We start from the raw sequence: 25,236 nt of genomic DNA on the forward strand, positions 1-25,236 counted from the left end.
TGTTCTTTTTTATTTAATGCTTTATGCGGCAATTAAGCTGCATCTCCATCTTCTTTGTCTGCCACTGCTTTGACAGCGTAAGCCACGTTGCGGACTGGCGCTTGTAGTACAGATAGCAACATAGATAGAAGTCCTTCGCGATTTGGCAATTTTGCCAATGCTGTGATTTCTTCCAATGAAGAGACTTTACCTTCGATGATACCGCCTTTGATTTCTAATGCTTTTGCTTCTTTAGCAAATTCGTCCATGATTTTCGCTGGTGCGACTACATCTTCGTTACTGAATGCAACAGCTGTAGGTCCAGTGAATACTTCGTCCATGCCTTCAAGGCCAGCTTTTTTAGCTGCACGTGAAAGAATAGAATTTTTGATAACTTTCATTTCTACGTTAGCATCACGAAGTTGTTTACGTAAACGTGTTACTTCATCAACTGTTAATCCGCGGTAGTCAACGACTACTACTGATGCAGCTGCTGTAAATTTTTCGCTTACTTCATCAACGATTGCTGCTTTTTTTGCGATAATTGCTTCACTCATTTTTGAGTTTCACCTCCTGAATTTTGATGGAAGAGTTTTTTTGCACTGAAAAGGCAAATCACTTTTATAGTTACTTTGCTCAACCAGTATTGTTCATCATCTATTCACTTCGTTCATAGTGATTCACAATAAAAAACTCTATGCCACCGCAGACATAGAGGGACTATTGAATATATTCAATAAACGTCCTCGGTAGGAAATTAAGGCTTGATGCCACCTACTGTCTTCGGTACAAGTTAATTATTAACCTCAACTAGCTTAGCATGCTAAACTAGTTGAGTCAAGAATTATTTTTCAGTTGGATCAATCAACATTCTAATATTTAATTAGAAAGAAGCTTGGTCAACATGGATACCAGGTCCAAATGTTGTTGTGATCGTTACATTTTTCATGTATTGACCTTTAGCTGCTGATGGTTTAGCTTTTAGCAATACATCATGGATTGCTGCAAAGTTTTCAACTAATTTTTCATCGTCAAATGAAACTTTTCCGATTGGTACATGGATATTTCCAGCTTTGTCCACACGGTAAGTTACTTTACCAGCTTTCACTTCGTTTACTGCTTTTGTTACGTCCATTGTAACTGTACCAGTTTTAGGGTTTGGCATTAAGCCTTTTGGTCCTAATACTCGTCCTAGACGACCTACAGTAGCCATCATATCAGGTGTTGCAACAACTACGTCAAAGTCAAACCATCCGTTTTGGATTTTTTGAACCATGTCGTCGTCACCTACGAAATCTGCACCAGCTGCTTCAGCTTCTTTTGCTTTGTCTCCTTTAGCAAAAACTAAAACAGTTTGTGTTTTACCAGTTCCGTTTGGTAATACAACAGCACCACGGATTTGTTGGTCTGCTTTTTTAGGGTCTACGTTCAAACGGTATGCAACTTCAACTGTTGCATCAAATTTTGCAATGTTTGTTTCTTTTGCTAAAGCTACTGCTTCGGCAACAGGATAAACTTTACTTGAATCAACTTTTTTTAATGCATCTTGCATTTTTTTGCTCTTTTTAGCCATTTTGGTTCCTCCTTGATTGTGGTTATAACGGTTGTACCTCCCACGTGTTCTATATCTTTCAATATAGAGCCAACTGAGAAGCTGCTGTCTTAGGGTGTATAGATTATTCTACAGTGATCCCCATGCTTCGTGCAGTTCCTTCAACCATGCGCATTGCTGCTTCAACGTTAGCTGCGTTTAGGTCTTCCATTTTTAATTCAGCGATTTCTCTTACTTGATCGCTAGAAACTTTCGCAACTTTATTTTTATTTGGTTCGCCTGAACCTTTTTCGATTTTAGCTGCTTTTTTCAATAGAACAGCAGCTGGCGGTGTTTTTGTAACGAATGTGAATGAACGGTCTTCGTATACAGAAATAACAACCGGAATGATCAAACCTGCTTGATCAGCTGTACGAGCGTTGAATTCTTTTGTGAATCCCATGATATTGATACCCGCTTGACCTAGTGCAGGACCTACTGGTGGAGCTGGAGTTGCTTTACCTGCAGGAATTTGCAATTTAACGATTTTTTCTACTTTCTTTGCCACGAGACATACCTCCTTAAGTCCGTGATGTGGTTAATTGGAGATGCATATTTCTCCTCCCACGTTTTATCTGATCTGAAAAAATCCAGACAAATAATGTGCAAAACAATGCACACTGATACAGTATAGCAAATTTATTTGTTTTTTCAAGATTTTTTTCTGCTATTTTTACATTTTGCTTGAATAAACGCTAAATTTATTCTAAAAAAACAACAATTTTTCGTTCCCATTTCTTCTTTTATGTTACACTTGCGCTAGCATGGTTCAACAGATGAAAGCAAACAATAACACGTTTTTTTAGACCCTTGTACAAAGATTCCTACATAACAAAATGAGGTGGATAAAATGAAAGATTTAAGGTATAGAAGTGTCTTTGATATTATTGGACCTGTGATGATTGGTCCAAGTAGCTCTCACACTGCCGGAGCTGCTAGAATCGGGAAAATCATACGTAGTATATTTGGCGAACAACCTGATTCTGTAGATATTTATCTATATGAATCATTTGCAAAAACCTATCGGGGGCACGGAACAGATATTGCATTAGTTGGCGGTCTGTTAGGGATGGAACCCGATGATGAACGTTTAGCTGATTCTTTGAAATTGGCATACGAAGCCGGTATGGAAGTCTTGTTTGTTCCTAAGAGTGAAAAAGCCGAACATCCAAACTCTGTAAAGATGCTTCTAAAAAAAGGAACACGAAAGCTTTCAGTCACCGGCATTTCGATCGGCGGTGGCAATATCCAGATTTCTGAATTGAATGGATTCAAAATTTCTTTAAGCATGGGTACTCCTACCTTGATCGTTGTCCACCAAGATGTTCCAGGTATGATTGCTAAAGTGACTAGTATACTTTCTGAGACCAATACAAATATCGGTACTATGACAGTGACACGGGAATCAAAAGGCGAAAGTGCCATCATGATCATTGAAGTAGATAATCCTCAAGTTGAAGAAACGGTAAAAAGACTCAAACAGCTGCCAAATATCGACAGCGTAAATTATTTCGATTAAGGAGCTAAAAAAATGTTTTTATCGATTGAAGAATTAGTAGATCAAGCAAAAGCTTATCCAAGTGTAGCAGAATTGATGATTGCAGTTGAAATGGAAATGAGTGGCCGTTCCCGTAGTCACATCATCGAGATTATGGAAAAAAACCTCTCAGTAATGGAACAATCAATCAACGAGGGAAAAGAAGGTGTTACCTCCGTCACAGGAATTACCGGTGGTGATGCAAAAAAATTAGATGATTATTTAAATGAGGCAGACTTTTTAAGTGGAGAAACAATCTTAAAAGCTGTACGCAATGCTGTAGCTGTTAATGAAGTCAATGCAAAAATGGGGTTGATTTGTGCTACACCGACTGCCGGAAGCGCGGGTGTTGTTCCTGGTGTGCTGATGGCTGTCCGAGATCGGCTTGATTTGACACATGAACAGCAATTGGAATTCTTATTTACCGCTGGCGCTTTCGGGTTAGTTATCGCAAACAACGCTTCTATCAGTGGTGCAGAAGGGGGATGTCAAGCAGAAGTTGGTTCTGCAAGTGCAATGGCAGCAGCAGCTTTGGTTTGTGCAAAAAATGGGACTCCTCATCAAGCAGCACAAGCAGTAGCCATTACATTGAAAAATATGATGGGACTGATTTGCGATCCCGTTGCAGGCTTAGTTGAAGTCCCGTGTGTCAAACGTAATGCTTTAGGCTCTTCTCAAGCTTTTATCTCTGCTGATATGGCATTAGCGGGTATCGAAAGTGTCATTCCGCCGGATGAAGTCGTTGCTGCAATGTACCAAGTCGGACGTCAAATGCCGTCGATTTTCAAAGAAACAGCAGAAGGTGGCTTAGCTGTTACGCCAACTGCTAAACGACTTGCGGAAGAGATTTTAAATAAGAGGGCGTGATAAAGCTCCTTAATTTCGAGTATTAAGAGATTAGTTATCTTCATAACAAAAAACGAAGAGAGGACTAATTGCCCTTCTCTTCGTTTTTTATTAATCCATCAATTTCGTATTTTTTACTTCATCGATCGTTTTTGTTCCTGCAAGTTGCATCGTGATCGACAATTCTTTGTTCAGGTGTTCAAAAACAGATGTTACTCCTTCTGCCCCACCTAGATTCAACCCATAAATCACTGGTCGGCCAATCGCAACTAAGTCAGCACCACTTGCCAGAGCTTTGAAGACATGCTCTCCTCGACGGACACCAGAGTCGAAAATCACTGGTACACGTTTGTTGACTACTTCGGCAATTTTTGGCAATACTTCAAAGGAAGCAGGACCTCCATCTAATTGACGTCCACCATGATTGGATACCCAGATACCATCTGCCCCTGCAGAGATAGCGATTACTGCATCTTCTGGCGATTGTATTCCTTTTACGATAACTGGAAGATGGGTGATTTCTTTGATTGTTTTGATGTCATCTGGTGTCAAGCCTTGTTTTGCAGCTGCATAAATTTCTGCGATTCCTTTTCCTTCGCCATTACCACTTGCACTTTGTTCGCTATACGCAGCTAAGTTAGGCATTGGTAATGGAAATTGGAATTGATTGATGACGTCTTCTTCACGGTAACCACCGAGCGTTGAATCTGCCGTTAAAATGATAGCTTTAGCCCCTGCTTCTACTGCTTTGTTCAAAATGAACTCATTGAATCTGTCGTCTTTACTCATATATAATTGGAAAAACTGCGGTGCGCCTGGCGCTGCATCGGCTGCGTCTTTGATTGTCGTATTTGCATAAGTGCTGATGGAAAAGATTGATCCAGCAGCAGCTACTCCTTTAGCTGTATCAGCTTCCCCTTTTTCATGTGCCAATCCTTGGGCCGCTGATGGCGCTTGGATAATCGGTGTATCTAATTCAATTCCGAAAACAGATGTATGCAAATCGGCTGAGTCGATTCCGCGTAATATCCGTGGCATGATTTTCTTTGTATTAAAAGAAGTCGTATTTTCTTTCATCGTCCACTCATCTTCAGAACCACCGCGAATATAGCCAAAAGCTCCTGCTTCCATGCGCTCTTTTACACGACCTTCTAGTGAGGCAATGTTTACAATATCGATTGGATGTTCTTCATTACTTGTATGATAAGTCATAGTAGATCCTTCTTTCATCTTCTTGATTACATATAAATCATACTAAACTTACAAAAAGTAAGCAAACATTTACTCTCAGATACTTTTATCGCTATTCTTTCCAAATAAATCGACTTACAAGCTGATCTACTTCTTGGTTTTCATGAAGCATACTATGAGAGGCATTTTCACCTGTCACTACTTTTTCCTCTATTTCATTTCCGCGTTGCTTCAACAACGCATAGACCGCTAATGCACTGTTTAACGGTACTGTTCCATCACTCAAGTCTGTTTCATCTAGTTGACCAGCAATCAAGAAAAATCGAGTGGTTATAGGAATATTACCGATCATTTGCTGGTAATCTTGATAGCGGTTAGAAACGACAGCAGGCCCCTTTGCTAACTCATCTGTCAGAGACTGCGCACTGTCATCGACAAAATCATTAAAAGGCGCGCCAATTGCTGTTAATGTCTGAACTTGTGGCAATGACGTATCCTGTCCATACGTTCCTAAATAGCGTAGTGCACTAACTCCTCCCATGGAATGCCCCACTATGTTGACTTTATCTATGCCGTAGTTTTCTTTCAGATACAAAAGACAAGATTTGATCCATTCTGCTTGATTCCACTCGTTATTTTTATTATCTTCAAACAATACTTGGACCATCGGATTGTCTGCTTTTCCAGACAAATCTCCTGTTGCTTGTATTTGTCCATCTGTTCCTACTGTTAAAACCAATTCTTTTACTGCTTGCTGATTTTTTTCCAAACGCCGCAACATCCCTTTAAAGGAATTTTCTGTCCCGCTGTAGCCGTGGAAAAAAAGTGTTGGAATAGTGGTTTTTTCTATCACTTTACTGGATTCTGCCGTTTTTTCTTTATCAGAAACTTCAGTAGTATTTATCTTCGTCGTCTGGCAACCACTTAACGCAAACAAACTGATAAGGACTAAAGCTGCTGCAGTTGCACGTTTGCATAAATTTTTGATTGGTTCTGTCATACACCTCTTCCTTTCCATATAGAAAAAAGAAAGACTTGAAAGGCCAATCATATGATCAACATTTCAAGTCTCTTTATTAATCGATTTTATCTACTTGATCGAAATCAAGTTCTGTACTGGTTTCACGTCCAAACATATCGATGTTGACTTTCAATTTTTCTTTTTCTCCGTCAACTTCTGTTACTTGTCCTTCTAATCCAGCAAATGCGCCTTCGATGATTTTCACGACTTCGCCAACTTCTACTTCTAGATCATTTTGTCGCAGGCTCATACCGATAGAACGCAAGATATGATTGACTTCTTCTGGAAGTAATGGTGCTGGTTTGCTTCCGGCTCCGTGTGAACCAACGAATCCTGTCACACCAGGTGTGTTGCGGACAACATACCATGAAGCGTCTGTCATGATCATTTCAACAAGTACGTATCCTGGGAATGTTTTATGAACGATTTCTTTTTCTTTCCCATTTTTGACTTCAGTTTCTTTTTCTTCAGGAACAACGACACGGAAAATAAAGTCGGCCATTTTCATACTTTGCGCACGAGATTCGATATTTGCTTTTACTTTGTTTTCATATCCTGAATATGTATGCAAGACATACCAGTTTTTTTCAAAAGATTCCATTGAAGGCTCCTCATTTCATTGTAAAATAAAAAAACCTCAGTACACCCGAAGTTTTTCTTTCGCTTCATTATAGCACTAAAAGTACGTTGTGGCTAGCGAGTTATTTTAAGATCCAGCCAAATAAACTTTGGATGGCTGTATCCATTACGTAAAACATCAATCCGAAAATAATAGAAGTTTCGATGACTACTAACGTATCTTTACGGAGTTGTTTTCTGCTTGGCCAAGTTACTTGTTTGATTTCATCTTTTACGCTTTTTAGAAATTTCATGAGACAACCTCCCTTGCTACTGTTTATTTCGTTTCTTTATGTAATGTATATTGATTACAATATTTACAAAACTTATTGATTTCCAAACGTTCGCCGCTTTTTCCTTCACTGACTGATTTTGTGTAGTTGCGAGACCCACAAATGGAACAAGCGAGTGCTGCTTTTTTCTTTGCCATTTACTTCTGCCCCCTTGCTGAGAATCAGACTTATACTTCATAACAGTATCACGTAACTTTTTACTTGTCAATTTGTGAAATAAACTATCTATTGTTTTGGATAAAATTATGATATGATTAATTTGAAATTAAGCTAAAATGAGACAATTGGAGGTATAGCGATGCTATTAAAAACACTTGTATATAAGAAAAAAGATCTGACAACCGTTACAGAGACTAGTACATTAGAAGAAGCATTAAAAATTTTAGAAACTTCCGGATACCGTTGTGTGCCGATCTTAGATTCTTCAGGTAATATTTTCCGTGGAAACATTTACAAAATGCATATCTATCGTCATAAAGCAAATGGCGGTGATATGACGCTTCCTGTCACTCATCTTTTGAAAAACGCTACAAAGTTCATTTACCTGGATACTTCTTTCTTCAAAGTATTCTTTACGATCAAAGAGCTTCCTTATATTGCTGTCCTTGACAGTGAAAATCATTTTTATGGTATTTTGACACATAGTACGTTGCTTAATATGCTCTCTCAATCTTGGAGCGTAGAACAAGGAAGCTATGTACTGACAATTGCCTCCACAGGAAAGCAAGGAGATTTGGCTGCTATTGCAAAAATCATTTCAAAACACAGCAGCATTGCCAGCTGTATTACTCTTGATATCGAAAAAGACGAATACATTCGACGTACATTGATCACGCTACCGGCTAACACTGAAGCGAAAGTATGTGAAACGATCGTCAACCACTTAGAGAAAAAGAATTATAAAGTGGTAGAAATTGAAAATTTGCAAAACCAAGAAGCATAATCAAAAAGCGAAAAAAGAAAACAGCTAATCTGCTTTCTTTTTTCGCTTTTTATAATTAGACACGCTTTTCAAAATCAAGCGCGCGATCTAAATAATACATCAATGGTGCTGAAACAGCCATGACGATAAACTCACTTAATGCAAGCGTGCCATAGGTTGTCCAAAATGCTTGGCCACCTGTTGGAACTAACATATAAGCAATCAGTCCCATGCTGATGGTAAAGAAGATCGTGTTCAATACTAAACGCATCTTTACATTTTTCACTTTGTTTTGCAATAAAGCTGTCAGGCCTAAAGAAAGCAATGTTTGGCCGCCACCAAAAACCACATCCATGATACCAAAACCAAAGAAGGCATTATAGACGATGACCCCGCCTAAAACTCCCCCAAGCAATTTACGGTTAAAGACAACTAAATGATTCAAACTTTCTGAAATACGAAACTGGATCGGCCCTGAGGATACAGGCGCAACTAAAATAGTTAACGCTAGATAAAGAGCCATGATGATGCCATTTACAACGATTACGGATAACCGTTGTCTGCTTTTCGTTTTTTGCATTTTCTCTCCTCTTTTCTCCTAGTTTTTTTAACGCGGGATGGTTGATGAACCGCGGTTATGTGAAACAAACAATAATTATAACAGACTTTTCATTTATTTCAATCCGTCTTATCTGCTTTTAAAAAAGCAAAAGCTTAAATAATGTAAACGTTTGCTAAAAATCGTGGGATATGGTATAAAGTAAGTGTAAGGGGTCATAAGAATTCCCAGTAAAGCAGACGAAGTAGGATCTGCAAGAACAGAATTGTTGTGAAACTTAAATAAATAAAAAAGGATGTGGGAATTTGAGCAACCTCTTACTAGAGAACGGTCTAGCAAGCAGCTGAAGATCTAAGTGGACATGCCGAACCTTGGAACTTCTCCTTACGTAAGTAATGGATCATGCGCTTGCTAGGCTTTTTTGTGTTTTTCGGTCTTCGGACCTTTTTCATTTTCCTAGACTTCTGCTATAATAACCAAGAATTAATTTTGTAACAGATTTTTTTGAAAAAACAAGTTTCTTTCATTCAAAAAATAGAAAAAGCTTGCTAATTATTGGTTAACCAGCAAACAGGAGTATTAAAATATCTTGTTTTATTGAATAGCAGGAGGAAATTATGAAATTCCATTATCATATATTGATCAATCCATCGGCAGGCAGCGGAAATGGCTATAAAGTAGCAGAAAGAATTTTACCGGTATTAAAAAATAAGCATATTGACTATACACTTCATTATAGTGAATACAAAGGACACGATGCTGAGATTGCTGAAACTTTGGCAAAAGAAACATTGATTCCTTGGATAGAAGAAGAACAGAAAACAATCGATATTTTCCCCCTTTTGATCATCGTAGGAGGTGACGGCACCTTACATCAGGTACTTGATACTTTCTATCAGATGGAAGTAGAATTCCCAGTTGCTTATATTCCAGCAGGTTCTGGAAATGATTTTGCTCGAGGGGCAGGCCTTCCAAAAAATCCCAAAAAAGGACTTCAGCTGATTTTAGCAGCTCAATCACCAGAAAAAGTCCACATAATGGCTTATGAAGAAAAAATAAGTGAAAAAAAAGGAATAGCTGTTAATAATTTCGGTATAGGATTAGATGCAGCTATCGTCCATGCGACAAATCATTCTTCCACAAAAAAGCGATTGAACAAATACAACTTAGGATCATTTTCGTATTTATTCTCTATTCTCCGTGCTTTATTCACTCAAAAAGGATTTCCAATTCTGGTAGATGCAGGAGGAAAACAATTAAGTTTTTCAAACGCATTTTTATGTACAGCAACGAAGCATCCTTTTTTTGGCGGAGGAATCGCGATTGTTCCAACTGCTGATGCGTCTAAACCAGTCATTGATTTTGTCGTGGTCGAACGAATCAATTTCTTTAAAATCTTGTGGCTCATTCTTTTACTTATACAGAAAAAACAATTGAAATCGAAATATTTCCATCACTACACAACAAACAGATTACGTATCGTTTCAACAACACCGCAACATGGTCAAGAAGATGGAGAAGAAATGGAAAAACGACCTTTTGATATCACAATAACCACAACTAAACAGTTGTTTTGGTGTTAATAAAAGAGGTTTTGTCAGAAGCTACATCTGGAACACCGTTTATTCGGAAAAAAGGACTGTGACACGACTTTTGTCACAGTCCTTTTTTTACTATGCAGTTAATTCTTTGCCCAATTGGGTTGCCATCGATAGTTTCTTTCTTTACCCAAAATAAATTGGATCATTGAAAACACCGCAGCAAAAGCAACTAAGACACAACCATTGAACCAAAAAGATTCTGCAAATGTTTGATTGTAACTGAGTGTTTCACTGATCAAGTTATTATTTTGAACAAACCAATATGTTGGTGTGAATGCCGCTATTTTGCTAACCATTTCTGGCAAGTATTCTGCTGGTACAAACACCCCACCGATAAAGCAACTGCCTGTGATAAAAATATCTTTGATCCCACTGCTGGTTTCTGAGTTTTTTACCAATGAAGTGATACAAGCCGAAAAGCTAATGACCGGCAATAAAAACAAGAAAGTATTTAAAATATGATACCATACCGTTATATCCCACGAGGTGTGGATCACTAACAGAACCATTAGAAGTAAGAAGCCACTGAACAACAGCAGCGAGTAACTAATCAAACTAAAGGTTACTTTGCGATTCAAGTTTCGTTTGGTAATGGGCGCACTCTGGTTTCGTTTACTGATCTCTTTGCGATTAAACGCTAGATTGATGACGCTGAAACCGCTAAAAATGGATAGAAACAACCCATAAGACAAGAAATTAAAGGTTGTGCCCGTCAACAGCTTTTTCATCCGCTGACTATATCCCGCACTTAGCTCAACTTCTCCAGTAACCGAGAGTGCCATTTGTGTCTGTTCCATAGCTGCATCGATTGTTTTATCTTCTTCTTGAAACAGAATCAGTGTTTGCAAAAAGGTGTTCACTTGCTGTGTAACAACTGTTTTAGAAAAGGCATCTGGGCGACTCTGTATCTTGATCGTCGGCATCTTTCCTACTTCGACTTGTTCGGTAAAGTCTGCAGGCAGATGTAAGATAATGTTTACACGATTAAAATAAAGAGCATCATCGATTTCTTTTTGTGAGGTTCCATCCAATGTAACGACTGTTTCCTTGTCATTCAAATATTTACGAAGGCCATCGACTACAGGCGACTCTTCTTCACTAATCAAGGCGATTTTCGCATCTTGCAGAGAGGTATTTTCAACATCAATATTTTGCGCAAAAAAGAATGTGGCAACAACAGTGATAATTACACCTATCAGTAAATTCGATTTATTTGCTTTAAGCAATGTCCAAATCGTTTTATAAAGCGTCATAACGCACCCCTCTTTCCATCCAAGCATTTCCTAACGCAAAAAGGAAAATAAATCCGATCAACCATAGAAGATTGGTATAAAAACTAGCCAAATCAGTGTAGAAATAAAGTTTATACAAACTTTCGCTGATCAAGTTGACGAGATTTAATTGACCAACAATCGGAATATGAAGATCAATCCAATACTTCACTTGTTCCGACCCCATCATACCAGCAAAAAAGCTCATCGCAATCGTCACTGAAATCAAGATGCTATCCTTTTGCACCAGATTCATTTTTGGTATCAAATTACCAACCAATGTACCTAACAAAATCGCACACAACGACCCCAGAGCGGTAACAATCATCAACCATTGCCAACGTTCACCAAAGTCTACTTGATAGATAAAACGAAAGACAGCTAACATAATATAAATCTCTGTCAAAACAATCGTAAAGCTTGCTGCCAAATTAGCGATTGAAACTAACGATTGCTTTCTAGGAATCAAGGACAAGCGAATACCATTTGACGATTGATTTGCTTGCTGATCCTGTACATTGCGGACCCCCCACATCGTCCCGTAGAGAATCGCCATTCCAATCAGAGTGAAGAAATAAAAACTTTTGAAACTCATATTACGACCTGCATGAACTTCTTGAAAAGATACTTCTTGTTCAAAAACAGTCATGATGGGCGCGAGATCAACGTTCTCCACTTCTGCCACTTTACTCGAAATTATACCAATACGCTGTAAAAATTGATCCATGACGTTTTTCATCAACGTCTGACTCATTCCTGCTTGACCCACATGGAGCGAAACAGATGAACCATCAATGAGATAAAAACCAGCCAAATCATCTGCATTTAGCTTTTCATTCGCTTCTACTTCCGATAGTTCCTGTACTTCAAATAATGGTTTATCATTGACTTCGACTTGTTCTAAGACTGTGGTAAAATTTTCCGAAAGCGCTGTTTGATCCGCTTTGATTACAATTCCAGTATTAATCGTTTCGAGATTGCCACCTTGATCAATCTCGCCAAAGGCCGCCATAAACATCAATCCTAAAAGAATTGGAAAGGCCAATGTCCAAAACAACATGGATTTATTTCGCAGCAGTATTTTTGTGCGATATTTATAAAAATGCCAAAACATTATTTCCCCTCCTCTAGTCTCTCAAATCCTTGCCAGTAATCTCTAAAAAGACATCATTCAAGGACGCTTCTTTGGTTGCTATTTTTCCGTAACTGATCTTTTCTTCTTGTAAGATTGTAAGAATCGGCAACAATACTGTATTTAGTTCAGTAGTTGTTACTTGGAGCTGACCTTTTTTATAAGCGATTCCATCAGAAGCTATTGTTCGCTGAATCGCTGACAACACGTTTTCTGGGAGTAATGGGATGTCGATCGTCAAACGAACCGCCGTCCGTACCATATCTTTTAGAGATTCTTTGGTTCCTTTAGCAATCACCTGTCCTTGATCCATGATCACGATCTGGTCGCAAAGAATTTCTACTTCTTCCATGTAATGTGTTGTATAGACAATGGTTGCTCCTTGTCGATTCAGCTCCTTGATACTTTCTAAAATTTTATTCCGACTTTGGGGGTCTACAGCTACTGTCGGCTCATCTAAAAAAATTAACCGCGGCTTGTGGGCAATCCCACATGCGATGTTCAACCGACGTTTCAAGCCACCACTAAGTTCTCCTGGACGAAACGAAACATATTTTTCTAATCCCACTAATTGAATCACCTCTTCAATCAAGGCTTTCCTTTTCTCTTTTTCGGAAACATATAAACCGCAAAAATAATCGATATTTTCTTGCACACTTAGTTCGTCAAAGACCGCAACGTCTTGAGGAACGACCCCAATCATTGCCTTGACAGCATAATTTTCAGGAGTCATTGTTGTCCCGAACAATTTAATGGTTCCTTTGTCATAATTTAACAAAGAAAGCATACAGTTGATGGCAGTCGATTTCCCACTGCCGTTTGGTCCTAACAGACCTAAGACTTCTCCTTCTTGTACTTGCAGATCAAAATGATTCAATGCTACAAAATCTCCATAGCGTTTGACTAATTTATCAATTTCGATAATCATCATGAAAAACTCCTTCCAAATTTCTTGTTGATCTGACTATAATAAAGTGCAAGAAAAGAAACTAGTGACGATTGGCTAAACCACACATGACATTTGTCACAATGAAGGAGTCTGCTATGCATAAATCTCGGCTACTCAACGAAACTAGCTTTCTACTGGTTATCTCATTGCTTTTGCTGGTAAGTCAAGGATTCGTTGCTATGCAAGTTATCTATTTATTGATCGCCGTTTTATTCACTGGTGTCAGTTATTTACTGCCTACAAAGCCAAATTGGATTTTCCAAGTTATTCTATTTCTTTTATGTGCCTTTTTACCTGATCTTGTCCTGTTTCTGCCAGCGACGATGCGAGTGATCGCCCCTGAAGAAAGCCACCTTGATTACTTGTTTTTGTTAGGTTTTTTGTTGATTTCGACGGTTGGTAATCATCCCCCCATCAAGGTCGCCTTTGTCGTAATTTTGCTGTTTTTTTCCTTTTACTTACGAAAAAAAGATCAACGAACGACCGATCTTGAGAAAAAGTACATTGTCTCCAAAGATACTCATTGGGAAAAACAACAAGAGTTATCGGAACAAAATAAAGTATTGGCCCTGTCACAAGAAACACAATTAGCCTTGCAAATTGTGGAAGAACGGAACCGAATTGCCCGAGACATCCATGACAATGTCGGTCATCTGCTGTCAAGTGCGATTTTACAAATTGGTGCGCTTGAAATGATCAATCAAGAACCAAAACTAAAAGAACCATTAGAAAATTTAAGTGCCACCGTTCACACTGGGATGGATCGGATTCGTCAAAGTGTCCATGACCTCCATGAGACATCGATCTCTTTTCAACACTCCTTAGAGTTTCTGATCGCTGATTTTCCTTCTTCTGTTACGATTGAAGGAAACTTGTTTGAAGGATTGAATGAAACGCAGCAAAACTGCTTCTTAATGGTCATCAAAGAAGCCTTAACCAACAGTATCAAACATAGTCATGCCAAAACCGTTGTTTTACATTTTCGAACGTTGCCGGCCTTTTATCGCTTGCAAATCACGAATGATGGCACCAGCCCACAAAAAAATTCTGCTCCCGGTATTGGTTTGAAAACGATGCGTCAACGTGTTCAAGAACAAAAGGGACAAGTCCATATTTTCCAAGAAAACCAGCAATTTCAGTTAACGATCATTTTACCAAGGGAGGGACACCAATGATAACAGTAGTCATTATTGATGATGATCCATTTGTGACGAAATCGTTACAAACCATTTTAGAAAGCACGAAAGAGATCCGTGTGTTAGGCATTGGTCATTGTGCCAAGGATGCGCTAGTCTTATACGAAACCCATCGTCCCGATGTTTTGCTGACGGACATCCGCATGCCTAAACAAACGGGCATCGATGCTGCCAAAGAAATTTTGGCTAAATTTCCCAAAGCCATCCTTTTGCTTTTGACGACATTCAAAGATGAAGAATACATCCGCGAAGCATTTTCCATCGGTGTCAAAGGGTATTTAATCAAACAGAACTTGCAAGCGATTATTCCTTCTGTCAAATCCGCTTATAATGGACAGGCCGTATTTGGTAATGAAATCATCGAGACTTTCACTCAAATGTTGAAGAATAAACCGACGATTGATAGTCATGCTTATGCTTCTTTTAGTGAACGTGAGCTTGCAATCATCAAAGAAGTAGCTGCCGGGAAAAACAATAAAGAAATTGCAGATGCCTTGTACTTGAGTGACGGCACTGTTCGCAATTACATCAGCCAATTACTAGAAAAGCTAGATTTACGGGATCGCACGCAATTGGCTATCTATTTTTATCAGCATTTGCAATAAGTCTTATCTAACACAAAAAAACCTGAATGATGCTCCTTCGCATCATTCAGGTTTTTTTCACATCTTCTATTCAATTGTCCCGCAAACCATTTCCTCACGATTGAAAGAATCAAGGATTCGCAGGGCTGCCAGGATTCGTTGGATTGTTCGGCGTGTTAGGCGGAAAAATAGGCGCCTTGTCTAACGTTTTTTCTAGTTTTGATTCTTCACGATCGTCTCGTTCTACATCAGGACTTTCATTCAATTTGAATTCTTTTTCCATCTCATCTAACTTTTTAAAGTCATTGCCAGATTCTTTTGCTAATTTCGCTAATTTATCTTCGGTTTCTTTAGCCATAAAGTAACGCCCCCCTTTTGATTTCAGCTTAGCATATCACACTGAAAAAACAAAAGAAAACGCTAACCAACGATCATTTTTAGCTATTTCTCATCTTTAAAATCAAGCATTTTTTGCCGGTATAAAATCGTAGGGAGAACTGTTTTCCATACCAATCATCGGATCTACTAACTGGTTATCGATCACTTCTGCTGTAAGAACGAAATCTTTAGAAACAGCAGGTTCTACCTCTTCTTTCTTTTCTTCTCCAACAAATGAAGAAAACAGATCTGGTTCCACTGTTTCCGTTACTTGTTTTTTCGATTCATTCGTCCCACTGTCATCTTCTACAGGTAGCTTTTCTTTTACAACCCGTGGCTCTTTTGTATAGTTCCCATCTTCAAATGGATCATTTCCGACCAAAGAATCTTCATAAGCTGCTAGTTTGGTCCGGAGAGTGATATTCATTTTATCATTATCTATGATCCTTGATTTCAACGTAGTCATCCGGCTTGCTGATTCATTCGCTACACAAGTGACATAGGCTTGCTCTTCCCCTAACAAAATCAACAGTTCCTTACTGCGGGTCACTGCCGTGTAGAGCAAATTACGCTGAAGCATTCGCTGATATTGATGGACCATGGGCAAAATAACCATCTTGAATTCACTGCCTTGTGATTTATGGATTGAGCAACAATAAGAAAGAGTGATTTTATTCCATTCGTTTCTTTTATAAGTGACCTCATTTGCATCAAACTGGATAACTAATTCATCCACTTTATCTTCAGAATCTTTTGCCAAGATGATACCCGTGATTTCTCCCATATCTCCATTGAATACATTCAATTCGGGAGTATTGACTAATTGGAGGACTTTGTCTCCTATCCGATAAACGGTGTCGTTCCAATGTACTTCCTTTTTTCCAGGTTTCCCTGGATTGAATATCTCCTGCATCATTTTATTTAACGCATCGATCCCTGCAGGTCCCCGATACATTGGTGCTAATACTTGGATATCTTGTGCACGGAATCCCTTATTTTTCGCTTTTTCCACAATTTTAGAGATCAAGGGTTCAATTTGATAAGCATCACTTCGGAAATAGGAACGATCTTTTTGATTCTTTGTGAAATCTTTTGGCAGACGTCCTTCTTTGATCTCATGGGCAAGAGGAATAATACTAGAACCATCACCTTGCCGATAAATCTGATTGAGTTCCATTTTGGGAATTTGTTCGATTTCCAAAAGATCATGAAGTACTTGACCAGGACCGACAGAGGGAAGCTGATCTTTGTCTCCTACTAAGATAACTTGCATATTCGTCGGAATCGCTTTGAATAATGTGTTAGCCAGCCATGTATCGACCATAGACATCTCATCAACAATCAAAAGTCCGCCTTCTAATTCTTTCGTACTGACTGAAGGTGTTTTTTCCCGTCCATTCAGCCCCAGAAGACGATGGATCGTACTGGCAGGCAGACCTGTCGTTTCGTTCATTCGTTTAGCTGCTCGGCCAGTTGGTGCTGCAAGTAGAATAGGAAAAATTTCTTGGGTATATTTTGAAGGATCCAATTCCAGTCCGTTCAACTCTGCAAAAAGATTGACGATTCCGTTGATCACAGTAGTTTTCCCCGTACCTGGTCCTCCTGTTAAAATAAATAGAGGGGAACGGATTGCTTCAGCGATAGCTTGTTCTTGCGAAGGTCCATACTGTATGCCGAATATTTTTTCGATACGCCGAATATTCTTCTGCACTTCTTTTTCAGGATAATGGATTTCTTTTTTACGACTGAGAAGGCGCTGGATCGAATTACCGATCCCCCATTCAGAAAAGTACAAACTGTTTTCGTAAAGATTAGTCTCTTCTTGTTGTATCTTTCCTTCTTCAACAAGTTGGATAATTACAGTAGCAACCTGATTAGGCTGGATTTCAATTGGGCGACTTGTTTCTAAAATACGGATCGTTTGCTGAAGCAATGTCTCCGCCGGTACGTATGTATCTCCTGTTTGAACTGCATGCTGAAAAATCTGATGCAAGATAGCTGCTCGAATTCTTCTCGGTGAATCTGCTGCAATACCGATTTGTTCGGCTAGATTATCTGCACGTTTGAACCCGATTCCTTCTATGTCTTCGACTAGCTGGTACGGATTTTCTTCGATGATATCCAAAGACTCGTTCTTATAGGCCTGGTAGATACTGAAAGCTAACTGACTACCGAACCCGTAACGATTCAGTCCCATGATCACTTGATCCATCCCGTGGTTTAGCCGAATCGTCTCAGCAAGCATTTCTCTTTTTGGCTTCGTCAAACCGGAGATTTGTTTTAATACCGAAGGATCAGCAATGATTTTTTCGATAGCATCTTCTCCCAGCAATTCTACAATTTTTTCTGCTGTTTTCTTCCCGATTCCTGGGAATTTTTCGCTGGAAAGATACGCTACGATCCCATTTGCAGTTGTTGGCTTTTCTTGCTCATATCTTTCGAGTTTAAGCTGCCTTCCGTATTTAGGATGATCCACTAATTCTCCATAAAAACGATAAGTCTCATTTTCTTGAATATCGCCGAAACTTCCGGTGACTACAATCTCTTTTTCACGGTAATCAGCTGTGGTTTCACTGATGTGTACCAAAAGCACTTTGTAAAAATTACTAGGATTTTGAAAAAAAATCGCGGCAACTGTACCAACGAAATAAGGCATTTCTTCTGGCTGCATCGGAAGCCGCCTCCTTCTTCTATAATAAAGGTTCTGGTGCTGTTTCAGTTCCTAAAAAATCTGTTTGGTTCCATACTTTCAGTTCATATGGCAATAATCTGCAAGGCTCTTCAGTCTCTAAAATCGTCAAACTACTATTGAACAATCCACCCATTTCACGCAACTCACTTAGCTCTTTTCCTGTCATCCATTGAATGGCTGCAGTTAAAGAAGCTCCATGTCCTACGAATAAAAGTGGGCCATCTTTATGTTGGGCAACCGCATCTGCTACAACAGTTTCGATACGTGTGATTGCCGATTCAATCGTTTCTCCGTGAAAAGGAGAAGGATCGTACAGATCTAAATGATTACGCAAATTCGGCAGATTATCCGGATATTTCTGGTACATTTCATCGATCGACTGACCTTCTAAAGTACCCAGCCCTAGTTCTCTTAGCTTATCTGTATAAAAAATCTCTACCGGACGAGCAAGCTCTTTGTTGATACCTTCTGCTGTATCACGTGCTCGCTTTGCTGTACTGGAATAAATTGCTTTAAAAGGAACATATTTTACCTTTTTCCCAAATGCTTTGATTTCTTCGTAACTTTGTGGCAAAAGCGGAGAATCGCCATTGCTCCCTTGAAAACGTCTTTCCTGATTCCATTGTGTCTTCCCATGTCGGGTAAAATATAGTTCCATACGCAGCAAACTCCTGTCTTTCTTTTATTTTACTCTATAATAAACTGTCTAATCCAGCTTGTCATTTTCATAGTGATGCGTCAATTCTAAATTAGGGAATCCTTGCTGGCGAAGTGCTTCATACACTATCATTGCAGCTGTATTCGATAAATTCAATGAGCGGACATGCTCATCATTCATAGGGATGCGTAAACACTTTTCTTCGTTTTCACGCATAAATGTTTCTGGCAAACCGGTTGTTTCTTTTCCAAATAAAAAGAAGTGCTCTTCTCCATCAGCAAAATTTTCGTCACTATATACTTTATGGGCAAATTTTGAGATCAAATGTAGTTTACGATTACCTAAAAATGTTAAAAAAGCTTCTAAATTACTGTGGTAAGTAATATTTACATCATTCCAATAATCCAACCCTGCCCGTTTTAGATGTTTGTCATCAGTTGAAAAACCTAGTGGCTCGATTAAATGAAGCGGAGTATTCGTGGCTGCACACGTACGGGCAATATTTCCAGTGTTTGCAGGGATTAATGGTTCAAATAAAACGATATGATTCATCAGGATCATTCCTCTCATATTTATGTTCGTTTCTATTTTCTGACAATTTGATTTTTGCATAAAAAAAAACGTATCAACTCGGTGTCAGTCACTGCGAGTCGTTACGTTAGTGAAGCTCTTCTCACTAACTTTTATCAGAACAGGAACCTGATAAAAACCAATGAAAAAACAACTTGTTGCTAATATAACACCCTCAACTTTTTTTTGCAACCTCTACTCATTAAAAACTGCTAGAAAAACGTTTTCTCTTAGTTCCTTTTAATAATTCTATGTCAATTGTAATCTTCTTCAAAGGATTCTTATATAAGTCTGCTTTGATTCGCTCTTCTACCTGCCACTCTAAAGGTGACATGGCCAAAAGGTCTTTTTGATTTTCCTCTGGTATCTCAAATTCATAGGTTACACGCTGACGTTCAGTTAATTTCATTGCTTCAGCAAACTTGGCTACTACACGTTCATTGGAATAACTCTGTTTTTCAGGTTGATTCGGATAAAAAGCCTGACGTAGTTCCTTTAAATAATTTTCTTGTGGCACCACCTTCAACACTTCTCCATCTTCTGAGAGTACACGTTGGAATTCTTGGTAATGAGAAGGCGAAAAGATATTTAAAACCGCGTTGAATGTTTGATCAGCAAACGGCAAATTGGTCAAATCAGCTACACACCAAAATGCTTCGGCAGATTGTTCTGTAGCTGCGTAGACTCCTTCTTTTGAAATATCAAATCCAACAGCATTTTGAATCTTTTTCAATTTTGAAAGTTCATTCAAGAAGCTACCTTCTCCGCAGCCAACATCTAATAGCGAGACTTCTTCAGGTAAATGCTGCGCAATAGTCTCAATAACGGGCTGATACATGCCAGATTGGATCATTCTACGCCTTGGAACGAACATTCCTTGATCGTATTCTGTTTTAACCGCATGGGATAAAAAATAAAGTGTTCCTTTTTTGGAAAGGTCAAAACGGTGATTATTTTTGCATATCAAGCCATTATCAGACTTTTTTACTTCTTCTTGGCAAACCGGACAGCGGAACAGCTGATGATTTTCTGCCAAAAACTGGCGTCCTCGGTCGATTTTTTTTAACATAGTTCCCCCTCATTTCTGTTTTATCTTACCGTTAGATGCTCACTTTGGCAACTGCTAAAAATATGATACAATGCCTAGAAGAAAGTGAAAGATAAAGGAGAAGATTAGATGATCAAAGAATTTTGCGCTGAAAACTACACATCTATTCCTCTAGCAATTTCTAGAGGAGCCGATCGGATCGAATTGTGTGACAACTTAGCGGTCGGTGGCACAACCCCGAGTACTGGTGTGATCGAAGAAACGTTAAGTTATGCTGGGGAAAAAGATATCCCCGTAATGACGATTATTCGTCCTAGAGGGGGCGACTTCGTCTATAACGATATCGAATTGAAAATCATGCATACTGATTTGATTGAAGCAAAGAAATTAGGGACGGATGGCGTAGTATTTGGTTGTCTTACTCCTTCAGGCTGGCTAGACGAAGAGGCCTTAGAACTATTGATCGAAACAGCAGAAGGGTTGCAGATCACCTTCCATATGGCTTTTGACAGTATTCCTGAAGATCGGCAATTCGAAGCAATCGATTGGCTGGTAGAACATGGTGTTGACCGTATCTTGACTCATGGCGGTCCTGCTGACAAAACTATTGTAGAAAATTTCCCACGGCTTAAGGAATTGATTGCCTATACAGATGGCCGCTTAATCATTTTGCCTGGTGGTGGTGTCACTGCAGAGAATGCAGCACATGTAGCTAAAGAATTGAACGTAAGCGAAGTACACGGAACCAAAATCGTGGATCTTCAGTTATAATCTTATAAACAAAAAAACATTTGCAACAGGCATAATGCTTATTGCAAATGTTTTTGTTTTTTTACATAAAATAGCCCATAAATAAAGAAGCAATATTGAAATAAATCAGTACACTCGTCAAATCGCTCAAAGTCGTGATAAAGGGACCGCTTGCTACTGCTGGATCAAATCCTAGACGATCCATTAGCATCGGGATTAAACTACCTGCAAGATTCGCCACTGTGATTGCAAATAGCATAGCCATCCCTATGACAAACCCCAAGATAAAATTATGTTTCCAAAAACCTACGATTAGAAAAATCGTGATCCCCGTAACAGCTCCTGTGACAACGCCGGTCAAGACTTCAGCCAAAACAAGTCGAACAAATCCATGATCTTTCTCATCAGAAATCGCAAGTCGACGAACAGCCACAGCTAGCGACTGGGTTCCAGCATTACCGGCAGTTCCTGTAATCAGCGAAATGAAGACTGCTAAAATACTCGCTTCACTTACCAAGTCTTCATAGTGACTGATTAAAGAAGCGGTCGACATACCTAAAAACAACAGAGTGATCAGCCAAGGCAAACGTCGAGACGCTGCCTTTACTGGATTTTCATTAATTTCTTCCACATTGACCCCGGCAAGTCCTGAATAATCGCTAGCAGCTTCATCATCAATAACGTCGATGATATCATCGACTGTGACGATTCCTAACAAATGATCATCATAATCGGTAACAGGAAGAGCTAAGAAGTCATAATCCCTAAATGTTTGTGCCACATCTTCTTGGTCGTCGCCTACATGAACTGAAAGCACTCGTTCGCTCATCAGATCAGAAATCATTGCGTCGTCATCATTCACGATTAGGTCGCGCAGAGAAATAACCCCTACTAGCTGGCCTTCTTGATTAACGACATAGATGTAATAGATTGTTTCAGCTACATCTGCTTCGTTCTTCAGCACGTACATCGCAGAGCGAACAGTTTGATTGGCTACGATCGAAACAAATTCAGTTGTCATGATCGCGCCAGCTGTTTCATCCTCGTAATGGAGAAGTTCCTTGATTTCACTGGCATCGTCTGCCGACATCAAACTTAAATATTTAGCAATTTGCTTTTTATCCAGCGTATTAAGCAAGTCAACAGCATTATCTGTATACATCTCAGAAAGCATATCAGCTGCATAGCTAGGACGCATTTCATCTAGGTATTCTTTCATATGTTCGTTGTCTTCTTCAATCACATCGAACATATCCGCTAATTCTTTAGGCGACAGATAGGAATAGATCAGCTGCCTGTTCTCTTCTGTAAGAGATTGGTAGAATTGCCCCTGCTCATAGATATGCATCTCTAAAAAACTGTTTCTGAATGCCTGAATATTATTTTCCCTTAAATCTTGAGTCAACTGGGCAAATCTTTCCTCTAATTCTTGATTTTCATCCAAACCAATCTCACCTCGCCTTATTCTTCAAACCGTCTCACAACTGCCTCCATGTCTGCGGCTAAAGGCTGCTTGAACTCCAGCAACTCTTCTGTAAATGGATGGTAAAAACGCAGATCATAACAATGAAGGGCTTGTCTTTTTATTCCCAGATCCATTCGCCCGCCATACATATCATCACCGAGCAGGGCACAGCCAATTGTGGAAAAATGAACTCTTATTTGATGTGTCCTTCCTGTATGCAGCTGGATATCAACTAACGCGATTTCTGTTAGTCGCTTCTCTATCCAGTACTCAGTCTGTGCCGAACGTCCTTCATCAGAGACCATTCGCTTCAATAGCGAAGAATAATCTCGGGCGATCGGCAAATCGATATGTCCATGTGCCGATAAATCTGAAAGCCTTCCACTGACTAAGGCCTGATATTTTTTCACAAACTTCTTTTCACGAAGTTGCATATCTAATTTTGCGTGCGCAAATCCATGCTTTGCAAAAAGCATCAAACCAGATGTATCCCGATCTAGTCGCGTCACCACATGGATTACTTGGTTTTCGTAACCTTGTTTTTTATAATAAGCCTTTACACGATTAGCCATTGTCCCATTTGGATGGTATTGGGCAGGAATAGACGAAACGCCTGCTGGTTTATTTACTACCAGAACGTGTTCATCTTCATACACGATATCGATCGGTGTTTCATCCAAAAGTACGGTTTCATGTTCTCCTTCAGCAGGAATCACAATGGTTACCTTATCATCCTTAGCTAGAGAAAACAAGACATTTTCTACTTGATCATTAACTTTGATTTGACCGCCTTGAAATTTTATTTTCGCTAACAGACCCTTTGAGATCCCTTTTTCTTTTAAAAAATATTTTACTTGCTGAGAATGATCTTTCTCATAATCCCATGTAAACTGCATATCAATCCTCACTAATAAAGGCATCTTTCACACGATGCCAAAAATGCATATGTCGATAAGAAGCAAAATGGATCCGTTCTTCTGCTATTCGATAATAAATTGAGCGGATATTTGCTTTTGCGACATTCAATTGATCAACCGTTACAAGATAATCTTCTGTATTTTCCAATTTTATTTCTAGCCATTCATCATGGGCAATCACGATCGGAGAACCCAAAGTACGAAACACTCGATTATTCAGTGAAGCAATCTCTGCCAACTGAAAGGCATTGATACTAGGATGGATCACAGCACCGCCGACACTTTTATTATATGCTGTCGAACCAGTAGGCGTAGAAATCGTCAATCCATCTCCTCTAAAACTTTCAAACAGCTCGTTTTTGATGTATACATCGGCTACCATCGTACGATTGGCCCGTTTAATCGTTGATTCATTCAGTGCTAAAAAATGCTGGTCCGGTGTTTCATCCAAATAACTGATCCGAACATCCAGCAAGGGATAACTAACACTTTGTTCCCGGTTCGTTCGTAAGCTGTCTACTAGTTCTTCCAGCTCGTAATCCCGCCAATCCGTGTAAAACCCTAAATGACCTGTATGCACGCCCAAGAAACGCACATCATTCAGACAATGACTGTAGTGATGGAACGCCGACAATAATGTGCCGTCTCCGCCGACTGAGATGACCAATTCTGGCTCATGATCATCTCGTTGAATCCCTGCTTGTTCTAAAAGTGCGTTCAAACGTTCTGTCACTTCTATAGTCTTTGCCTCTTTATTATGAACGATCGCTACTTTCATCCCCTGCCTCCTCTCTTTCGCTTTCTTTCTTCAAAAGCGTTCGATAGTAGACATCATCTGATTTTCCTCTTCCATGGGAGAATAACCGCTGTGCTTCTTGGATTTCTTCACGGATACTGGACATCTCTTCATCCAACTGATAGGCAGCTTCTGCCGCACGCTGAAGTCGTTCACTCATTTCTTCTGGAAAAACGCCTTGATATTTATAATTCAGCGAATGCTCAATCGTTGCCCAGAAATTCATCGCAAGAGTCCGAATCTGGATTTCCGCCAAAATTTTCTTCTCACCGCTGATCAGCTGTACAGGATACTCGATCACCAGATGATAAGAACGGTAGCCACTTGCTTTTTTATTTGTGATGTAATCTCGTTCTTGGAGAACTTTCATGTCTTTTCTTTTACGGATGATCTCAACAACTTGATGGATATCTTCTACAAACTGACACATGATCCTTAACCCGGCAATATCAGACATTTCTTCTTCTAAACGTCCCATTGGAATATGCCGTAATTGTGATTTTGTTACAATACTATCGACTGGCTTGACTCTCCCAGTGACAAATTCAATCGGGACATGTCGATTTTGTTCACGGAACTGTTTGCGGATCCCCCGCAGTTTCACTTTCAATTCTGATACAGTTTGTTCATATGGTGCTAAAAATGCTTCCCAATCTCGTTCCATAGCTGATA

At 39.3% G+C, this 25,236-nt stretch carries 28 protein-coding genes, 1 riboswitch and 1 other annotated feature; of the genes, 7 read left to right on the top strand and 21 right to left on the bottom strand.

The genetic code is table 11. The features are described from left to right. Positions 1 to 32: 32 nt before the first annotated feature. The 3 genes from rplJ to rplK form a co-directional block, all read right to left on the bottom strand. A complete protein-coding gene (gene rplJ / locus OZ002_RS04240; RefSeq protein WP_002291634.1) occupies positions 33 to 536 on the bottom strand; it encodes a 50S ribosomal protein L10 in 504 nt (167 codons plus the stop codon). Between the two features lie 120 nt (positions 537 to 656). After that, positions 657 to 784, bottom strand: a sequence feature (ribosomal protein L10 leader region). A gap of 78 nt (positions 785 to 862) precedes the next feature. Continuing rightward, the gene (gene rplA, locus OZ002_RS04245) at positions 863 to 1,552 is read right to left on the bottom strand and encodes a 50S ribosomal protein L1 (protein WP_002294587.1); all 690 of its coding nucleotides are present in this window, start codon (positions 1,550 to 1,552) and stop codon (positions 863 to 865) included. Positions 1,553 to 1,655: 103 nt separating this feature from the next. Further along, the gene (rplK, locus tag OZ002_RS04250; RefSeq protein WP_002291638.1) at positions 1,656 to 2,078 is read right to left on the bottom strand and encodes a 50S ribosomal protein L11; all 423 of its coding nucleotides are present in this window, start codon (positions 2,076 to 2,078) and stop codon (positions 1,656 to 1,658) included. 342 nt (positions 2,079 to 2,420) lie between these two features. On the opposite strand from rplK, the gene sdaAB reads away from it, so the two are divergent. Together sdaAB and sdaAA are read left to right on the top strand one after the other, a co-directional pair. Beyond that, positions 2,421 to 3,089, top strand: a complete 669-nt coding sequence (gene sdaAB, locus OZ002_RS04255; RefSeq protein ID WP_002307114.1) for an L-serine ammonia-lyase, iron-sulfur-dependent subunit beta — start codon at positions 2,421 to 2,423, stop codon at positions 3,087 to 3,089. A 12-nt stretch (positions 3,090 to 3,101) separates the two neighbouring features. After that, a complete protein-coding gene (sdaAA, locus tag OZ002_RS04260) occupies positions 3,102 to 3,974 on the top strand; it encodes an L-serine ammonia-lyase, iron-sulfur-dependent, subunit alpha (protein WP_002294584.1) in 873 nt (290 codons plus the stop codon). A gap of 90 nt (positions 3,975 to 4,064) precedes the next feature. On the opposite strand, the gene OZ002_RS04265 is transcribed toward sdaAA, so the two are convergent. From OZ002_RS04265 to rpmG, 5 genes are all read right to left on the bottom strand, one after another. Next, on the bottom strand, positions 4,065 to 5,165 hold the full coding sequence (locus OZ002_RS04265) for a lactate oxidase (protein WP_002319574.1): 1,101 nt from the start codon (positions 5,163 to 5,165) through the stop codon (positions 4,065 to 4,067). Positions 5,166 to 5,256: 91 nt separating this feature from the next. Next, positions 5,257 to 6,144, bottom strand: coding sequence for an alpha/beta fold hydrolase (locus OZ002_RS04270; protein WP_010829736.1), 888 nt, complete (start codon positions 6,142 to 6,144; stop codon positions 5,257 to 5,259). 76 nt (positions 6,145 to 6,220) lie between these two features. Continuing rightward, positions 6,221 to 6,766, bottom strand: a complete 546-nt coding sequence (nusG, locus tag OZ002_RS04275) for a transcription termination/antitermination protein NusG (RefSeq protein WP_002294580.1) — start codon at positions 6,764 to 6,766, stop codon at positions 6,221 to 6,223. A 100-nt stretch (positions 6,767 to 6,866) separates the two neighbouring features. After that, a complete protein-coding gene (secE, locus tag OZ002_RS04280; protein ID WP_002294579.1) occupies positions 6,867 to 7,037 on the bottom strand; it encodes a preprotein translocase subunit SecE in 171 nt (56 codons plus the stop codon). Positions 7,038 to 7,060: 23 nt separating this feature from the next. Continuing rightward, positions 7,061 to 7,213, bottom strand: coding sequence for a 50S ribosomal protein L33 (rpmG, locus tag OZ002_RS04285; protein ID WP_010727345.1), 153 nt, complete (start codon positions 7,211 to 7,213; stop codon positions 7,061 to 7,063). 161 nt (positions 7,214 to 7,374) lie between these two features. On the opposite strand from rpmG, the gene cbpA reads away from it, so the two are divergent. Further along, positions 7,375 to 8,019, top strand: a complete 645-nt coding sequence (gene cbpA, locus OZ002_RS04290; RefSeq protein ID WP_002294577.1) for a cyclic di-AMP binding protein CbpA — start codon at positions 7,375 to 7,377, stop codon at positions 8,017 to 8,019. A gap of 55 nt (positions 8,020 to 8,074) precedes the next feature. On the opposite strand, the gene OZ002_RS04295 is transcribed toward cbpA, so the two are convergent. After that, positions 8,075 to 8,578: a QueT transporter family protein gene (locus OZ002_RS04295; protein WP_010829737.1), complete on the bottom strand. Its 504-nt coding sequence runs from the start codon at positions 8,576 to 8,578 to the stop codon at positions 8,075 to 8,077. A 12-nt stretch (positions 8,579 to 8,590) separates the two neighbouring features. After that, positions 8,591 to 8,637: riboswitch (PreQ1 riboswitch) on the bottom strand. 537 nt (positions 8,638 to 9,174) lie between these two features. Between OZ002_RS04295 and OZ002_RS04300 the strand changes: the two genes are divergently transcribed. Continuing rightward, the gene (locus OZ002_RS04300) at positions 9,175 to 10,140 is read left to right on the top strand and encodes a diacylglycerol/lipid kinase family protein (protein ID WP_002318552.1); all 966 of its coding nucleotides are present in this window, start codon (positions 9,175 to 9,177) and stop codon (positions 10,138 to 10,140) included. 98 nt (positions 10,141 to 10,238) lie between these two features. Here OZ002_RS04300 and OZ002_RS04305 read toward each other — a convergent pair whose 3' ends face one another. Genes OZ002_RS04305 through OZ002_RS04315 form a run of 3 tightly spaced genes read right to left on the bottom strand, consistent with a single transcriptional unit; the run spans position 10,239 to position 13,489 of the window. After that, a complete protein-coding gene (locus OZ002_RS04305) occupies positions 10,239 to 11,411 on the bottom strand; it encodes an ABC transporter permease (protein WP_104765620.1) in 1,173 nt (390 codons plus the stop codon). Then, positions 11,398 to 12,543, bottom strand: a complete 1,146-nt coding sequence (locus tag OZ002_RS04310) for an ABC transporter permease (protein WP_002294551.1) — start codon at positions 12,541 to 12,543, stop codon at positions 11,398 to 11,400. Before OZ002_RS04310 ends, OZ002_RS04305 begins: the two co-directional genes overlap by 14 nt. Positions 12,544 to 12,556: 13 nt before the next feature. Then, positions 12,557 to 13,489, bottom strand: a complete 933-nt coding sequence (locus OZ002_RS04315) for an ABC transporter ATP-binding protein (RefSeq protein ID WP_156249273.1) — start codon at positions 13,487 to 13,489, stop codon at positions 12,557 to 12,559. 86 nt (positions 13,490 to 13,575) lie between these two features. On the opposite strand from OZ002_RS04315, the gene OZ002_RS04320 reads away from it, so the two are divergent. Beyond that, positions 13,576 to 14,685: a sensor histidine kinase gene (locus OZ002_RS04320; protein ID WP_373413087.1), complete on the top strand. Its 1,110-nt coding sequence runs from the start codon at positions 13,576 to 13,578 to the stop codon at positions 14,683 to 14,685. After that, positions 14,682 to 15,311 (top strand): response regulator transcription factor, encoded by a 630-nt coding sequence (locus OZ002_RS04325; protein ID WP_010726334.1) that lies wholly within the window; start codon positions 14,682 to 14,684, stop codon positions 15,309 to 15,311. Before OZ002_RS04320 ends, OZ002_RS04325 begins: the two co-directional genes overlap by 4 nt. Positions 15,312 to 15,420: 109 nt before the next feature. Here OZ002_RS04325 and OZ002_RS04330 read toward each other — a convergent pair whose 3' ends face one another. The 5 genes from OZ002_RS04330 to OZ002_RS04350 form a co-directional block, all read right to left on the bottom strand. Next, positions 15,421 to 15,648, bottom strand: a complete 228-nt coding sequence (locus tag OZ002_RS04330) for a hypothetical protein (protein ID WP_002289596.1) — start codon at positions 15,646 to 15,648, stop codon at positions 15,421 to 15,423. Between the two features lie 102 nt (positions 15,649 to 15,750). Further along, positions 15,751 to 18,339, bottom strand: coding sequence for an SF1B family DNA helicase RecD2 (gene recD2, locus OZ002_RS04335; RefSeq protein WP_156249261.1), 2,589 nt, complete (start codon positions 18,337 to 18,339; stop codon positions 15,751 to 15,753). 19 nt (positions 18,340 to 18,358) lie between these two features. Beyond that, entirely contained in the window at positions 18,359 to 19,018 is a 660-nt protein-coding gene (locus tag OZ002_RS04340; protein ID WP_002294557.1) for a histidine phosphatase family protein, read from the bottom strand. A gap of 48 nt (positions 19,019 to 19,066) precedes the next feature. Then, the gene (gene trmL / locus OZ002_RS04345; protein ID WP_002289592.1) at positions 19,067 to 19,570 is read right to left on the bottom strand and encodes a tRNA (uridine(34)/cytosine(34)/5-carboxymethylaminomethyluridine(34)-2'-O)-methyltransferase TrmL; all 504 of its coding nucleotides are present in this window, start codon (positions 19,568 to 19,570) and stop codon (positions 19,067 to 19,069) included. A gap of 220 nt (positions 19,571 to 19,790) precedes the next feature. Then, entirely contained in the window at positions 19,791 to 20,657 is an 867-nt protein-coding gene (locus tag OZ002_RS04350; protein ID WP_002294559.1) for a methyltransferase domain-containing protein, read from the bottom strand. Between the two features lie 108 nt (positions 20,658 to 20,765). On the opposite strand from OZ002_RS04350, the gene OZ002_RS04355 reads away from it, so the two are divergent. Then, entirely contained in the window at positions 20,766 to 21,407 is a 642-nt protein-coding gene (locus OZ002_RS04355) for a copper homeostasis protein CutC (RefSeq protein WP_002299366.1), read from the top strand. Between the two features lie 61 nt (positions 21,408 to 21,468). Here the strand turns inward: OZ002_RS04355 and mgtE are convergent, their stop codons facing one another. The 4 genes from mgtE to OZ002_RS04375 are packed head-to-tail and all read right to left on the bottom strand — an operon-like array spanning position 21,469 to position 25,228. Beyond that, positions 21,469 to 22,830 carry a magnesium transporter gene (mgtE, locus tag OZ002_RS04360; RefSeq protein WP_002294561.1) on the bottom strand — a complete coding sequence of 454 codons (1,362 nt, stop codon included), beginning with the start codon at positions 22,828 to 22,830 and terminating at the stop codon, positions 21,469 to 21,471. 17 nt (positions 22,831 to 22,847) lie between these two features. Continuing rightward, on the bottom strand, positions 22,848 to 23,747 hold the full coding sequence (locus OZ002_RS04365) for an RluA family pseudouridine synthase (protein WP_058140398.1): 900 nt from the start codon (positions 23,745 to 23,747) through the stop codon (positions 22,848 to 22,850). Position 23,748: 1 nt separating this feature from the next. Then, complete coding sequence (locus OZ002_RS04370) at positions 23,749 to 24,546, bottom strand: NAD kinase (RefSeq protein ID WP_002289847.1); 798 nt, start codon at positions 24,544 to 24,546, stop codon at positions 23,749 to 23,751. Beyond that, positions 24,524 to 25,228, bottom strand: a complete 705-nt coding sequence (locus OZ002_RS04375; protein ID WP_002289848.1) for a GTP pyrophosphokinase — start codon at positions 25,226 to 25,228, stop codon at positions 24,524 to 24,526. The genes OZ002_RS04370 and OZ002_RS04375 overlap by 23 nt, the downstream gene beginning before the upstream one ends. Positions 25,229 to 25,236: the final 8 nt, after the last annotated feature.

Source organism: Enterococcus sp. E4-150 (assembly GCF_035726465.1).
Taxonomy (GTDB): Bacteria; Bacillota; Bacilli; order Lactobacillales; family Enterococcaceae; genus Enterococcus_B; species Enterococcus_B faecium.